Raw genomic sequence first — 13,630 nt, forward strand, 5'->3', positions numbered from 1 at the left:
TGCGCAGCCCCTGACGGCCCGCCTGCATCGACGGCGGTTCACCAGGGCACCGGTCCCGTCTCGCCGGCGATGCTTGACCGGGGCAGCCGAAACGGAACGCAGGGATTGTAGACACCGACGGAAAGGCCGGGGAAAAATACGGGTGATTTTTCCCATCGTTTTTCGCCAAGGCATTGATCTGCCTCGCCGCACCCCCTTCTGCCCTGCCGGGCATATTCCCCACCAGGCAGGGCTATCGCATATGAGCGAGATATTCCGAGGCTTCGGTGGAATGGTAAGGGAGGAGCTTGCTCCCTTTCTCCCCTGTGGGGGTCCGAGAACGGGCGAGACCCGTGGCCCGCCCCGGCAAAGGCGGTCCGAAGGGCAAGGGAGGCGAAGCCAAACGGGCTGGCGATGCGTTTGCCGCGTGTGCACCCCCTCATCGCCTCGCTTTGCTCGGCACTTCTTGGATGAGAAGAGGGAGCAAACCGCACCTGCTCCGTTCCTCATATGCGATCTCCCCCCCATGGGGGAGATGCCCAACAGAGCAGAGGGGCGGCTCCTGCTCCCTTCTTTCACGGCCTCACTCGCTCATCGAATAGACCCGCAGGCGATGGCCGTCCAGGTCGGTCACGACGAATGTATAGCCGAAATCCATGTGGACGGGCGTCTGCAGGACCCGGAGCCCGCGCTTCGTCCAGTCCGCGTAGATCCGGTCCACATCGGCGGCATCGTCCCGCCTGAAGCAGACTTCCGCTCCGCCGCCGGCGGCCGTCACCGGCGGCTCGGCCGTATGGCTGGACCAGAGGCCGACCCGCATGCCCGTCGGCAGGGCGAACAGGGCGAAGGTCGCCGAGCGCTCGACGGGCTCGGCATCGAACAGCGACCGGTAGAAATCGGCGCTTTTCAACGGATTGTCGACGAAGAGGATGATGAAATCGGGGTGAACCATGTCAGTGCTCCTTTGTTTGGGACCGACCTCACCCTAGCGTGCCCTGCTGTCAGATAATGGCAGCAGCAATCATGGCTCGGCAGGGATTCCCTGCATCTTCCGCCACTCCTTCAAAAGAACCTGCCGGCGGCGCGGATAGCGCTCGCCCGTCGAAACGACCGAGACCATGCGATCGGTGCGGAAATGCCGGAAATCCCGGCGCAGCTCGCACCACGCGACCGTGACCCGGACATTGTCGAAGAAACCGAGCGCGAAGGGCCAGACCCTGCGCTGCGTCGGCACGCCCCTGTCGTCCTCATAGGCGAGTTCGAGAACATGTTCCGCCCGGATCGCCTTGCGGATCAGGCCGAGATCGGCCCTGTCCTCCTGCCGGCGCCGCTGGCCGACGAGCAGGGTCGACGCATCGAGCTCCGCCTTCAGGTCCGGCGGCAGCACGGCGGCGATCTTCGCCAGGGCATCGACGGCGCCGGCGGCGAGCCGCGGATCAGCCGTCTTCGCCACCCAGCGGGAGCCGAGCACCAGCGCCTCGATCTCCTCCTCGGTGAACATCATCGGCGGCAGCATGAACCCGGGCTTCAAGACGTAGCCCAGGCCGGCCTCGCCCTCGATGAAGGCGCCCTGGGCCTGGAGGCTGGCGATATCCCGGTAGAGGGTGCGAAGGCTGACGCCCGTTTCCGCCGCCAGCCTTGCGCCGCTGACGGGCTGTCGATAGCGACGGAGCACCTGGAGAAGGACCAGAAGGCGCTCCGAACGGGCAACGGTCATGAGATTGCGCCCCCTTGTTTTTCCCGGCGGTGAGCCGTTCGCTCCGTCCTTCGGAACGGTTCGGCGGGTCGTTGCGTCGAGTTTGCCCGACCGCCCGGCCCTTCGCTTGCGCTCCCGGGCGTTCGTCCTTCGGAATGGTTCACTGGATCATTCCGTCGGCTTCGCCGACCAGTCCTCACCCCATTCGATCCAGTCGCGCAGCAGGCGGTGGGCGATCGCTCCCCGGACCGGCGCGAAATAGGGGCTGTCCGGCCCGGCATCCAGCATGGCGGCGGCCTCGGCGCGCTCGAACCAGCGGACATCCGCCATTTCCTGCGGATCGATCCTGATCTCGATGGAGGTCGCCTCGGCATAACAGCCGATCATCAGCGAATGCGGCATGGGCCAGGGCTGGGAGGCGTGGTAGCGCACCCGGCCGATCTCGATGCCGGATTCCTCGAAGGTCTCGCGGCGCACGGCATTCTCGATCGTCTCGCCCGGCTCGACGAAACCCGCAAGGCAGGAATACATGCCTTCCTGGAAATGGTGGCTGCGGCCGAGCAGGCACCGGTCGCGCTCCGCATCGATGGCCAGCATGATCACCACCGGATCGGTGCGCGGGAACATCATGTGCTGGCACTGGGTGCAGACGCGCTTGTAGCCGCCGATCTTCGGCTCGGTGGGAGAACCGCACCGGCCGCAGAACCGGTTGGCGGCGTTCCAGTTGAGAAGCGAGACCGCCTGCGCGACCTCCCCCTGCAGCTCGCCTTCGACCAGCGAATCGCGGAAGAGCGCCCGCGCCTCGGTGGGCTTGTAGTGGCTGGCCAGTTCCTCGGCGGGGATCAGGACCGGCACGGCGATGCGCGGCTCGCCGTTCTCCTTGTAGCCGAGCAGGACGGCATTGTCGAAATCGGGCCGCAGCTCGGCAAGCTCGTAGGGCGCGAAGAGCGGATCGAGGACCTGGCCGTCGTGCTTGAGGATCAGGCGGCTGCCCGTGAAGGCGAAAAGATGCGCGCCCTCGATCGCGAGCGCCTTTTCAAGGCAATCGTCGTCGCGGTACTCGGCCTGGCGATCCAGCCTGTTGCCGGAAAAAGCCGTGAGCTCGCTGGGTTCGGGATGGGGAGAATCGGTTTTAAAAAGGGTCGCGGCCATGATCACAGAGCTTCAATGAGTTTCTTGAGGAAATCCTGTTTCCGCGATTCGTCATAGGGCGCCGCCTGGCCGAAACCCCAGATCGGGCCGGGCCAGTTCGGATCGCCCTCGAACCGGGCAATGACATGCACATGCAGCTGGCGAACGATGTTGCCGAGGGCGCCCACATTGATCTTGGTCGCGCCGGTCACCTTCTTCAGCGCCGCCCCGACCATGTTCGTCTCGAAGGTCAAAAGCGCCTGGTCGAGGGGGGTGAGATCGAAGATCTCGGTCATGCCGCCTCGCTGCGGCACCAGCATCAGCCAGGGCCAGCGGCTGTCCTTCAGCAGCCGGAGCTGGCACAGGCCGAGTACCGTCACCGGTTCGGAATCCCGGGCGAGTATCCCGTCCAGTTCGAAATCGCCCAAGGCATTCCTCCGTCGTTTTTTTATTCGATAGCAGTTTTTTACAGGGTTGGCTTGCATTTGGAAGCGTTATTGCCGATATGTGCGGCGGGAGGTTGGTGGTGGACGAGCCACTCGCCAACCGGGTCAGGTCCGGAAGGAAGCAGCCCTAACGAGCCCGGCACGGGTCGCCGTGCCAGCCTCCCACCTTTTTCTACCATCTTGGTCAGCTTCCGGTCCGGTCAAGTGGCTGGAACGGCCCGCGCAGGCTGGACTGAATGAGCGATATCGGGCCCACACAGACGAGCACCCCCGCCGGAAACGGATACCGGGTGCTTGCCCGCAAATACCGTCCCAAGGATTTCTCGGACCTCATGGTCGGCCAGGAGCCGATGGTCCGCACGCTCACCAATGCATTCGAGACCGGGCGCATCGCGCAGGCCTACATGCTGACCGGGGTTCGCGGCGTGGGCAAGACCACCACCGCCCGCATCCTCGCCCGCGCGCTGAACTACAAGACCGCCGGGATCGACAAGCCGACGATCGACCTCAGGCAACCCGGCGAGCATTGCCAGGCGATCATGGAAGGCCGCCATGTCGACGTGATCGAGATGGACGCTGCCTCGCATACCGGCATCGACGACATCCGCGAGATCATCGAGCAGGTGCGCTACCGCCCCGTTTCGGCGCGCTACAAGGTCTATATCATCGACGAAGTGCACATGCTCTCGACGCAGGCCTTCAACGGCCTCTTGAAGACGCTCGAAGAGCCGCCGGAGCATGTGAAGTTCATCTTCGCCACGACGGAAATCCGCAAGGTTCCGATCACCGTCCTTTCCCGCTGCCAGCGATTCGACCTGCGCCGCATCAGCGCCGCCGACCTCGTCGGCCTGTTCACCACGATCCTGGAGAAGGAAGGCATTCCGGCCGAACCGGAAGCGCTGGCGATGATCGCGCGCGCAGCGGAGGGTTCGGCCCGCGACGGGCTCTCGCTGCTCGACCAGTCGATCGCCCATGGCGGCGGCCGGGTGCTGGCGGAAACCGTGCGCGGCATGCTGGGGCTCGCCGACCGCGCCCGCATCGTCGATCTCTTCGAGCATATCGTGCGCGGCGACGTGACGGCCGTGCTTTCCGAATTCGGCGCGCAATACGAGGCCGGCGCCAATCCGGTCGTCGTGCTGACCGACCTTGCCGATTTCACCCATCTCGTCACCCGCTTCAAATACATTCCCGACGCGGCGCAGGACCCCTCGCTCAGCGAAATCGAGCGCGTGCGCGGCCAGGAATTCGCCGACACCGTCGCGGTCAGCACGCTGTCGCGCATCTGGCAGATGCTGCTCAAGGGCATTCCGGAAGCGGAGAATTCCTCGCGGCCCGCCGGCGCGGCCGAAATGGTGCTGATCCGGCTGACCCACGCCGCCCATCTTCCCTCGCCGGAAGAGGCGGCGCGCAGGCTTGCGGATCTTGCGAATGGCGACGGCCAGCGCCCGCCCGCCGCGGGCGGCAATGGCGGAAACGGAGGGGGCGGCAACGGGGGCGGAGGACGGCCGGTCTCGCCGCCGCAATCTCCGGTGAACGCCCGCGGCGCGGACATGTCGGCGCCGCGCGTTCCGGCCGAAGCTTCAGGACGGGGGCCGACCGCCATGCTGCGCGCCGTTCCCGCACCGGAAAACGTCGGGGAGCCGCTGGAGCGCCCGGCGATGCAAGCCGCGGCCGAGCCTCAGCCGGAACCCAGGGTTCCCGTGCGGTCGCTGGACGATATCGCCGAACTCTGCGCCAAGAACCGCGAGCCCGTCCTGCGCGCCCGCATCCGCCAGTCCGTCCATCTGGTGAAGCTCGAACCGGGCCGGCTGGAAATCAATCTCGAGCCCGACGCGCCGAAATCCATTCTCAACGACCTCACGTCGAAGCTCAGGGAATGGACGGGGATCACCTGGTGGGTGACGCTTTCCAACGAGCGGGGCGCGCCCACGCTGGCCCAGGCGGAAGAGCAGGCCCAGGAACAGCGCAAGACCGACGCCCGCGCCGACCCGGACGTGGCGGCAATCCTCGCCCAGTTCCCGGGCGCGAAGATCATCGACGTGCGCATCCGCGCCGCGGAAGAGGAGAACGAGGCGGAGGAGCAGCCCGCACCGGCGACCGCGGAATCCGCCGAGGGCGACATCCTGCCCGGCGACGACATCGAACTATAAGAGAAGAAGAGGAAAGCGACATGCGCGACATCATGGGCATGATGGGCAAGGTCAAGGAAATGCAGGCCAAGATGGAGAAGATGCAGGCGGATATCGCCGCGCTCGACGTCGAAGGCACCTCCGGCGGCGGCCTCGTGACCGTGCGGCTGAACGGCAAGGGCGAGATGCTCGGGCTGAAGATCGACCCCTCGCTCTTCAAGGAAGACGACGTCGAAATCCTCGAGGACCTGATCATCGCGGCCCACAAGGCCGCCAAGGAACGGGCCGAGCAGATCGCCGCGGAAAAGACCAGGGAACTGACCGCCGGCCTGCCGATCCCGCCCGGCATGAAGCTTCCGTTCTGATCCTGCTGCCCGTGTCCTGATCCCGTTGTCAATCCCGTTGTCAGGGGGAATGGAGAGGTTCCGATGACGCTCACATCGCTTCTGGTCTTCGCCGCGGCGCTTTTCGTGGCCGCCGGCTCGCCGGGTCCCAGCATCGCCGCGCTTGTCGCGCGCGTGCTTTCGAAGGGCTATCGCGACGTATTGCCGTTCCTGGCGGCGATGTGGGTCGGTGAAGCCGTGTGGCTGTCGTTCGCGGTCGCCGGCCTCGCCGCGATCGCGGAGAGCTTCCATCTCGTCTTCGTGACGATCAAGTGGATCGGCGTCGCCTACCTGCTCTTCCTCGCATGGAAGATGTGGTTCGCGGAACCGGCCGGGCCGCAGGAGGACCTGCCGGAAAGCCGCTCGGCGCCTAAGATGTTCCTCGCCGGGCTCACCGTGACGCTCGGCAACCCGAAGATCATGATGTTCTACGTGGCGCTGCTGCCCTCGATCATTGATCTCGGCGGCGTGACGCTGACCGGCTGGCTGGAGCTGGTCGCAGCGATGTTCGTCGTGCTTGTCGTCGTCGATCTCGCCTGGGTGATGCTTGCCGCGAAGGCGCGGCAGTTCCTCAAGAGCCGTCGGGCGGTGAAGATCGCCAACCGTTTCTCCGCCGGAACGATGGCGGGCGCCGCCGCGGCCATCGCGGCGCGCTGAACCGTCGTGACCCGGCGCCGGAACGCCCCTGCGGCCGGTTCCAACCCGCAGGCTTCTCGGCGTTCCGTTTTGCCGGCATATGGAGTACAAGCGCCGCATGGCAAAGCGAGTCACCGGCCCCGAAATCGAAAAACTCATCCAGCTTCTGGCGAAGGTTCCCGGCCTCGGGCCCCGCTCCGCGCGCCGGGCGGCGCTGCACCTGATCAAGAAGAAGGAGCAGCTTCTCGGGCCTCTGTCGCATGCCATGGGCGAAGCCTATGACAAGGTGAAGGTGTGCTCGCGCTGCGGCAATGTCGACACCGTCGACCCCTGCACGGTCTGCACCGATATCCGCCGCGACCAGTCCATGCTGATCGTCGTCGAGGACGTTTCCGACCTCTGGGCGCTGGAACGGGCCGGCGCGATGAATGCCGCCTATCATGTGCTCGGCGGCACGCTTTCGCCGCTCGACGGGATCGGGCCGGACGACCTCAACATCCGCGGGCTGATCGACCGCGTGAACGAAGGGACGATCCGCGAGATCATCATCGCGGTCAACGCGACCGTCGAAGGCCAGACGACCGCCCACTACATCACCGACCAGCTCTCGGGCATCGACGTGAAGATCACGCGGCTCGCCCACGGCGTGCCGGTGGGAGGCGAGCTCGACTATCTCGACGAGGGCACGCTGACGGCCGCGCTCAGGGCGCGGACGGCGATATAGGCTCGGGAGGCTTGAGCATGTGGAGACTTATCCCCTCCGGTTTGTCTGCGGGAACGAGCGGGAGAGCATTGCGCAAGCCCGCCCCCCTCCGTCCTGCCGGACGTCTCCCCCACGAGGGGGGAGATCGGCCAGAGGCACGCTCTTCTTTCCTCGTTGCGGCACCTGCATCAGTCTCGATCAAGAAGCGCCTGCTGCGCCTCTTCCAATCGCTTGCTGTGATTTGGGCAGGGCGCCAACCCCATCCGATCTCCCCCCTTGTGGGGGAGATGCCCGGCAGGGCAGAGGGGGGCGCCATCAGGCGAGCCGTCGCATTGGTCTTCGCCCTATTCACCGCCCTCCTCCCCCTTCCCGCGCTCGCCCAGAACAGGCCGGACGTGGAAAAGCAGTTCCAGCGATGGATCGTCGGCGATCTGGGCCCGGCCGCGAAAAAGGCCGGCATCTCGGACGGCACGCTGAAGATCGCCTTCCAGGGGGTGACGCTCAATTGGGACCTGCCCGATCTCGTGCCGCCGGGCACGAAGCCGCCGAAACAGCAGGACCAGAGCCAGGCGGAATTCTCTTCGCCCGGCGCCTATTTTTCGGAGAAGCGGCTGCAGGGACTGGCCGCGACCGGCCGCGGGCTTTTTTCCACCCATGCGGCCGTGCTCAGGAGGATCGAGGCCGCCTATGGCGTGCCGGGCGAGATCGTCGTGGCGATCTGGGGACGCGAATCCGGTTTCGGAAGGGCGAAACTGCCGTTTTCGGCCGTGCAGGTGCTCGCGACCAAGGCCTTCATGTCCACCCGCAAGGACATGTTCCGCGAGGAGCTGATCGCCGCGCTGAAGATGATCGAGCGGGGCGATGCCGATCCGGCGACCATGAAAGGCTCGTGGGCCGGCGCGCTCGGCCAGCCGCAATTCATGCCGTCGAGCTACCTGAAATATGCCGTCGACTTCGACCGCGACGGGCATGCGGACATCTGGAACTCCGTGCCGGACGCGCTCGCCTCGATCGCCCATTACCTGCAGAAGGAAGGCTGGCAGCGCAGCCGCGACTGGGGTTTCGAGGTGAGCATTCCCCAAAACGTATCCTGCGCACAGGAAGGGCCGGACCTTGCCAGGCCGGTCTCGGCCTGGGCCGCGACGGGGATCACCCGCATTTCCGGCAAGGCGTTTCCCTCGGCCGATCTCAAGGCGGACGGGATGATGCTGGTGCCCGCCGGGCGGCACGGCCCCGAATTCATCGTCACGCCGAATTTCTACGTGCTGAAGCAGTACAACAATTCCGACCTCTATGCGCTTTTCATCGGCAACCTGGCCGATCGCATCGCCTCGGGCGCCGGGCCGTTCCAGGCTCCCTGGGGGGATGTCGGCAAGATGCTGCGCTCGGACGTGCTCGCCATGCAGAAGGCGCTTGTCGCCAGAGGATATGACGTCGGGAACGTCGACGGGCTGCCGGGCTACAAGACACGCCGCTCGCTCGGCGACTGGCAGGCGAAGAACGGCCTGGCGCCCACCTGCTTCCCCGACCCGTCGCTGAAAGGCAAGATCCGCTAGATCGACCGCTTCGAAGGGAGATCGGAAAGCCGGGCTTTGCGGAAGGACAACATCGGTTCAATGGTGCAGGTCGGGCGCAGGCTTGTGGAACACGTCCGTCCTGGGCGGGATTGTCTGGCGCTCGATCATGCGGTGGACACGCGGCCCCTCGTCGCCGCGATGGAGGCGGCGGATGGCGTCCCAGACCTCGGCATCCGCCTGGGTCCGGCGCTGGTTGTGCCTGACATAATCCGCCCATGTGGCGGTGTGATAGGTCTCGGTCCAGACCTCGGGATGCTCCAGGTCGCGCATCAGCGTCCATTGCCGCGCGCCGTCGCGAATCCGGATGCGGCGGCGCTGGGACATCAGCAGCAGAAACTCGGAGACGTCCTCGTCGGCGATCGTATAGTCCACCAGCGAGACGATCGGCCCGCTGCGGGGCTGCAGGTCGAGCCTCAGCAACGGTTCGTTGAACCGGTTGAGCGGATCGAGATTGAGGTCGCCGAATTGCGGCAGGGACAGGCGCAGGCCGATCGCCGCGCCGAACAGCATGGCGAGGCTGGAAAGCGTCAGCGCGACCGGGGCGCCGAACGTCTCCGACAGGACGCCCCATAACCAGCTTCCGCCGGCGATGCCGCCGAAAGCGGCGGTCTGATAAAACGAGAGCGCCCGGCCGACGACCCAGCGGGGCGTGGAAAGCTGCACGGTCGTGTTGAAGAGCGAAAGCGCCAGCACCCAGCAGGCGCCGGGGACGAGAAGAACGAGCGACGTGACCAGGGTGCTGGAGCTCAGGCCGATGACGCCGGCGCTGGCCGCAAAGCCGAGAAACGACAGGCGGACGATCGTCTCGCTGGAAAACTTCTCGCGCAGCCGCGAATTGCCCATCGCGCCCGCGATCGCCCCCAGGCCGAAGGCACCCAGCATGATGCCGTAGGTGAGAGGCCCGCCGGCGACCAGATCGCGCGCCACGATCGGCAGGAGCGCCAGGATGGCGCTCGCCGAAATGCCGAAGACCAGCGCCCGCAGCAGGACGTTGAGGATGTTCGGCGACATGGCCACGTAACCGAGGCCGGCCGAAAGCGCCCTGAGAAGTGTTTCGCGCGGCAGGGTGTTGTCCTGCTTTTCAGGCCTCCAGCGCAAGAGCGCGTAGATGAGCGCGAAATAGCTCAGCGAATTGACGGCGAAGGCGGCCGCGGCACCCGCCGCGGCGACGATCGCCCCGCCGATCGCCGGACCGACGCTGCGGGTGATGTTGAAACCGACGCTGTTGAGGGTCACCGCCGCCGGCAGGACCTCACGGGGCACCAGGTCGCCGACCGACGCCTGCCAGGACGGATTGTTGAGAGCCGTGCCGCAGCCGAGCAGAAAGGTGAAGGCGAGCAGCAGCCAGGGCGTGAGCAGGCCGAGATAGGCGCAGGCGGTCAACGTCACCGAGACGACCAGCATGAAGAGCTGCGCCGTCACCATCAGGCTGCGCCGGTTGAAATTGTCGGCCAGCGCGCCCGCGATCATCGAGAAAAGCATGATCGGCAGGGCAGTCGATGCCTGGACCAGTGCGACCATGTCCTGCGAGTCGGAGATCGAGGTCATCATCCAGGCGGCGCCCACCGCCTGGATGAGGCCGCCGAAGTTGGATGCCAGGCTGGCGATCCAGATCGTCCTGAATGTTTGGTGCCGGAAGGGAGCCAGAGTCGATATCCGATCGGGCACTTGTCAGCCTCGTTCTTTCGTGCGTCACTGCGAACGGTTATAGACCGAGCCGGTTCAAATTCCAGCGGTCGGGACCAAAGAAAGAGGCCGCCCTTGCAATCGGGGGGCCAAGGGCGTATATGCAGGCCATATTCTTGATCGTCCGATGAAGAGTGGGCCCGACCGGACCCGCTCTTTTTTGTTAGGCGATCGCTCCAACCCGGCCGGACCAGCGGACGGGGCAGCGAACCGGAGAGCCTATGCCGCAAACCGAAAACGAGCCGCGTCTCATCGTCGAGACCGGGCTCGACCTCAGGATCGCCGAAATCATCGAGCCGGTGCTGGCCGCCATGGATTACCGGCTGGTGCGGGTGCGCATGCTGAACCAGAACGGCCTGACGCTGCAGATCATGGCCGAGCGCAACGACGGAACCATGGATGTCGACGGCTGCGAAGCCATTTCCATGGCCATCTCCCCCGTTCTTGATGTGGAAGATCCGATCGATAAGGCGTATCATCTCGAAGTGTCCTCGCCGGGCATCGACCGCCCGATGGTCCGCAAATCGGATTTCACCCGCTGGAAGGGCCATCTGATCAAATGCGAAACGTCGATCATGATCGACAACCGCAAGCGGTTCCGCGGCAGGATCACGGAAATGAACGAAGAAGGGTTCACGGTCGAGCGGGACCAGGTCGCCTATGGCGAGGAACCGCGGGTGACGATCCCGTTTTCGGCGCTGGCCGAGGCAAAGCTCATCCTGACCGACGATCTGATCCGCGACGCGCTTCGGGCCGACAAGCTCGCGAAGGCGCAGGCCGCGAACCAGAACGGCGAAGACGACGAATAACCGAACAAGAGACATAACCCGAACAAGAGACAGGGGCCTTCAAGGAGGCCATGCTTTCGACCTACGGAGACCAACGACAATGGCAGTGAGTGCGAACCGGCTTGAACTTCTGCAGATCGCGGATGCAGTGGCGCGCGAAAAGGTCATCGACCGGGAAATCGTGCTGGCCGCGATGGCCGACGCCATTCAGAAGGCCGCGCGCTCCCGCTACGGCTCGGAAACCAACATCCGCGCCGACATCAATTCCAAGACCGGTGAAATCCGCCTGCAGCGCCTGCTGGAGGTGGTGGAAGCCGCCGAGGACTACGGCACCCAGATCCCGCTGACGCTGGCCCGCGACCGCAACCCGGACGCCAAGATCGGCGACTTCATCGCCGATCCGCTGCCGCCGATGGATTTCGGCCGCATCGCCGCCCAGTCCGCCAAGCAGGTGATCGTGCAGAAGGTGCGCGAGGCCGAGCGTGACCGCCAGTTCGACGAGTTCAAGGATCGCGTCGGCGAAATCGTCAACGGCACCGTCAAGCGCGTCGAATACGGCAACGTCATCGTCGACCTCGGCCGCGGCGAAGGCATCATCCGCCGCGACGAGATGATCCCGCGCGAGAACCTGCGCTATGGCGACCGCGTCCGCGCCTATGTCTACGACGTGCGCCGCGAACAGCGCGGTCCGCAGATCTTCCTGTCGCGCACCCATCCGCAGTTCATGGTCAAGCTCTTCACCATGGAAGTGCCGGAAATCTACGACGGCATCATCCAGATCAAGTCCGTCGCCCGCGATCCGGGCTCGCGCGCCAAGATCGCCGTCATCTCCAACGACTCGTCGATCGACCCGGTCGGCGCCTGCGTCGGCATGCGCGGCAGCCGCGTCCAGGCCGTGGTCGGCGAACTGCAGGGCGAGAAGATCGACATCATTCCGTGGAGCCAGGACCCGGCGTCGTTCATCGTCAACGCGCTGCAGCCGGCGGAAGTCTCGAAGGTGGTTCTCGACGAGGATGCCGAGCGCATCGAGGTGGTGGTTCCGGACGAGCAGCTCTCGCTCGCGATCGGCCGCCGCGGCCAGAACGTCCGCCTCGCCTCCCAGCTCACCGGCTGGGACATCGACATCATGACGGAGCAGGAAGAGTCCGAACGCCGCCAGAAGGAATTCAACGAGCGCACCAACCTCTTCATGGACGCGCTCGACGTCGACGAGATGATCGGCCAGGTGCTCGCTTCCGAGGGCTTCGCGCAGGTCGAGGAGCTGGCTTATGTCGATCTCGACGAAATCTCCTCGATCGAGGGTTTCGACGAGGACACGGCGACGGAAATCCAGACGCGCGCCCGCGACTACCTGGAGCGCATCGAGGCGGAAAACGACGCCAGGCGCAAGGAACTCGGGGTTTCCGACGAGCTGCGCCAGATCAACGGCCTGACCGCCCAGATGCTGGTGGCGCTCGGCGAGGACGGCATCAAGACGGTCGAAGATTTCGCCGGCTGCGCCGCCGACGACCTCGTCGGCTGGACCGAACGCAAGGATGGCGAGACGAAGAAGTTCGAGGGCCTGTTCTCGAAATTCGACGTTTCCCGCACCGAAGCCGAAAACATGATCGTTCAGGCGCGCCTGCTCGCCGGCTGGATCACCGAAGCGGATCTCGCCCAGGAACAGACCGAGGAGGCGGACACCGCAGAAGAGGAATGATCCCGCTGCGAGAAGCCCCGGACGCCGATGACGATGACGGGCCGGACAATGACGACCTGGGCGAGATTGTCGTGAACGACCGCACCTGCATCGTCACGCGCGAAACGGCATCGCCGGAAGCACTGATCCGCTTCGTGGCCGCGCCGGACGGGCGCGTGGTGCCGGACCTGAAGCGGCAGCTTCCCGGCCGCGGCTGCTGGATCAGGGCGGAACGGCCGCTTGTCGACCGGGCCGTCGCGAGGAAGCTCTTCGCCCGGGCGCTGAAGACCGAGGCGAAGGCCGACGCCGATCTCGGCGCGCTCGTCGACCGGCTGATCGCAGCCGACCTCGTCGGCATGATGAACATGGCCCGCAAGGCAGGCCAGTTCATCTCGGGCGCGATGAAGGTGGATGCGGCGGTGCGCTCCGGCGCGGCACTGGCGGTGTTCCATGCGGCCGATGCGGCGGCCGACGGCGTGAGGAAAATCGACCAGGCCCGCAAGGCCTGGACGCTCGGAAACGAGATGCAGGAAGACATTCCGTCTTTTTCGCTCTTTACGGGAGCTGAAATGGACGAAGTGATGGGCCAGAATGCTTTTATCCATGCTTGCGCGCTTGCAGGGCAGGCGGGTGAGGGTGTAGTGAAGCGCGCAACCATGCTCGAAAAGTACCGCGGTGTCGGTCAATCCGGAGCAAATGGCGGCGCTGGCCGGCCAGAACAATGATACGGTCACCGGCTGACGCCGGCCGCCGTACCGGATATTTGCATTTGATTGACGGGACCTGATGGCCTCCATC

13 protein-coding genes and 1 other RNA gene are annotated in these 13,630 nt (G+C 65.4%); 9 read left to right on the forward strand and 5 right to left on the reverse strand.

What is annotated here, in order from left to right; genetic code table 11:
• Nucleotides 1-562: 562 nt before the first annotated feature.
• From ACFFP0_RS29830 to ACFFP0_RS29845, 4 genes are all read right to left on the reverse strand, one after another.
• Nucleotides 563-931, reverse strand: coding sequence for a VOC family protein (locus tag ACFFP0_RS29830; protein WP_377265861.1), 369 nt, complete (start codon nucleotides 929-931; stop codon nucleotides 563-565).
• A gap of 69 nt (nucleotides 932-1,000) precedes the next feature.
• Nucleotides 1,001-1,696, reverse strand: a complete 696-nt coding sequence (locus ACFFP0_RS29835; protein ID WP_377265862.1) for a helix-turn-helix transcriptional regulator — start codon at nucleotides 1,694-1,696, stop codon at nucleotides 1,001-1,003.
• A 147-nt stretch (nucleotides 1,697-1,843) separates the two neighbouring features.
• A complete protein-coding gene (gene nudC, locus ACFFP0_RS29840) occupies nucleotides 1,844-2,827 on the reverse strand; it encodes an NAD(+) diphosphatase (RefSeq protein ID WP_377265863.1) in 984 nt (327 codons plus the stop codon).
• 2 nt (nucleotides 2,828-2,829) lie between these two features.
• Complete coding sequence (locus ACFFP0_RS29845) at nucleotides 2,830-3,234, reverse strand: HIT family protein (RefSeq protein ID WP_377265864.1); 405 nt, start codon at nucleotides 3,232-3,234, stop codon at nucleotides 2,830-2,832.
• 87 nt (nucleotides 3,235-3,321) lie between these two features.
• Between ACFFP0_RS29845 and ffs the strand changes: the two genes are divergently transcribed.
• The 6 genes from ffs to ACFFP0_RS29875 all read left to right on the forward strand — a co-directional run bounded on the left by ffs (nucleotide 3,322) and on the right by ACFFP0_RS29875 (nucleotide 8,659).
• An RNA gene (ffs, locus tag ACFFP0_RS29850) (signal recognition particle sRNA small type) lies at nucleotides 3,322-3,418 on the forward strand.
• A gap of 70 nt (nucleotides 3,419-3,488) precedes the next feature.
• Complete coding sequence (locus ACFFP0_RS29855; RefSeq protein WP_377265865.1) at nucleotides 3,489-5,402, forward strand: DNA polymerase III subunit gamma/tau; 1,914 nt, start codon at nucleotides 3,489-3,491, stop codon at nucleotides 5,400-5,402.
• 20 nt (nucleotides 5,403-5,422) lie between these two features.
• Nucleotides 5,423-5,746 carry a YbaB/EbfC family nucleoid-associated protein gene (locus ACFFP0_RS29860; RefSeq protein ID WP_377265866.1) on the forward strand — a complete coding sequence of 108 codons (324 nt, stop codon included), beginning with the start codon at nucleotides 5,423-5,425 and terminating at the stop codon, nucleotides 5,744-5,746.
• 63 nt (nucleotides 5,747-5,809) lie between these two features.
• Nucleotides 5,810-6,421: a LysE family translocator gene (locus ACFFP0_RS29865; RefSeq protein ID WP_377265867.1), complete on the forward strand. Its 612-nt coding sequence runs from the start codon at nucleotides 5,810-5,812 to the stop codon at nucleotides 6,419-6,421.
• A gap of 97 nt (nucleotides 6,422-6,518) precedes the next feature.
• A complete protein-coding gene (recR, locus tag ACFFP0_RS29870) occupies nucleotides 6,519-7,124 on the forward strand; it encodes a recombination mediator RecR (protein ID WP_377265868.1) in 606 nt (201 codons plus the stop codon).
• A 218-nt stretch (nucleotides 7,125-7,342) separates the two neighbouring features.
• Nucleotides 7,343-8,659, forward strand: coding sequence for a lytic murein transglycosylase (locus ACFFP0_RS29875; RefSeq protein ID WP_377265943.1), 1,317 nt, complete (start codon nucleotides 7,343-7,345; stop codon nucleotides 8,657-8,659).
• Nucleotides 8,660-8,716: 57 nt separating this feature from the next.
• Here the strand turns inward: ACFFP0_RS29875 and ACFFP0_RS29880 are convergent, their stop codons facing one another.
• Complete coding sequence (locus ACFFP0_RS29880; protein WP_377265869.1) at nucleotides 8,717-10,348, reverse strand: MFS transporter; 1,632 nt, start codon at nucleotides 10,346-10,348, stop codon at nucleotides 8,717-8,719.
• Nucleotides 10,349-10,587: 239 nt separating this feature from the next.
• Here ACFFP0_RS29880 and rimP point away from each other — a divergent pair, with 239 nt between their 5' ends.
• The 3 genes from rimP to ACFFP0_RS29895 all read left to right on the forward strand — a co-directional run bounded on the left by rimP (nucleotide 10,588) and on the right by ACFFP0_RS29895 (nucleotide 13,557).
• Nucleotides 10,588-11,175: a ribosome maturation factor RimP gene (gene rimP / locus ACFFP0_RS29885; RefSeq protein WP_377265870.1), complete on the forward strand. Its 588-nt coding sequence runs from the start codon at nucleotides 10,588-10,590 to the stop codon at nucleotides 11,173-11,175.
• A gap of 79 nt (nucleotides 11,176-11,254) precedes the next feature.
• Nucleotides 11,255-12,853, forward strand: coding sequence for a transcription termination factor NusA (gene nusA, locus ACFFP0_RS29890; RefSeq protein WP_377265871.1), 1,599 nt, complete (start codon nucleotides 11,255-11,257; stop codon nucleotides 12,851-12,853).
• Nucleotides 12,850-13,557, forward strand: a complete 708-nt coding sequence (locus tag ACFFP0_RS29895) for an RNA-binding protein (RefSeq protein ID WP_377265872.1) — start codon at nucleotides 12,850-12,852, stop codon at nucleotides 13,555-13,557. The genes nusA and ACFFP0_RS29895 overlap by 4 nt, the downstream gene beginning before the upstream one ends.
• Nucleotides 13,558-13,630 lie beyond the last annotated feature (73 nt).

Origin of the sequence: Neorhizobium puerariae (assembly GCF_042429745.1) — a bacterium.
GTDB lineage: Bacteria > Pseudomonadota > Alphaproteobacteria > Rhizobiales > Rhizobiaceae > Neorhizobium > Neorhizobium puerariae.

Coding starts and splice junctions, on each gene's coding strand:
- ACFFP0_RS29830 (WP_377265861.1), bottom strand. CDS start 931: ATGGTTCACCCCGATTTCATCATCCTCTTCGTCGACAATCCGTTGAAA.
- ACFFP0_RS29835 (WP_377265862.1), bottom strand. CDS start 1,696: ATGACCGTTGCCCGTTCGGAGCGCCTTCTGGTCCTTCTCCAGGTGCTC.
- nudC (WP_377265863.1), bottom strand. CDS start 2,827: ATGGCCGCGACCCTTTTTAAAACCGATTCTCCCCATCCCGAACCCAGC.
- ACFFP0_RS29855 (WP_377265865.1), top strand. CDS start 3,489: ATGAGCGATATCGGGCCCACACAGACGAGCACCCCCGCCGGAAACGGA.
- ACFFP0_RS29860 (WP_377265866.1), top strand. CDS start 5,423: ATGCGCGACATCATGGGCATGATGGGCAAGGTCAAGGAAATGCAGGCC.
- ACFFP0_RS29865 (WP_377265867.1), top strand. CDS start 5,810: ATGACGCTCACATCGCTTCTGGTCTTCGCCGCGGCGCTTTTCGTGGCC.
- recR (WP_377265868.1), top strand. CDS start 6,519: ATGGCAAAGCGAGTCACCGGCCCCGAAATCGAAAAACTCATCCAGCTT.
- rimP (WP_377265870.1), top strand. CDS start 10,588: ATGCCGCAAACCGAAAACGAGCCGCGTCTCATCGTCGAGACCGGGCTC.
- nusA (WP_377265871.1), top strand. CDS start 11,255: ATGGCAGTGAGTGCGAACCGGCTTGAACTTCTGCAGATCGCGGATGCA.
- ACFFP0_RS29895 (WP_377265872.1), top strand. CDS start 12,850: ATGATCCCGCTGCGAGAAGCCCCGGACGCCGATGACGATGACGGGCCG.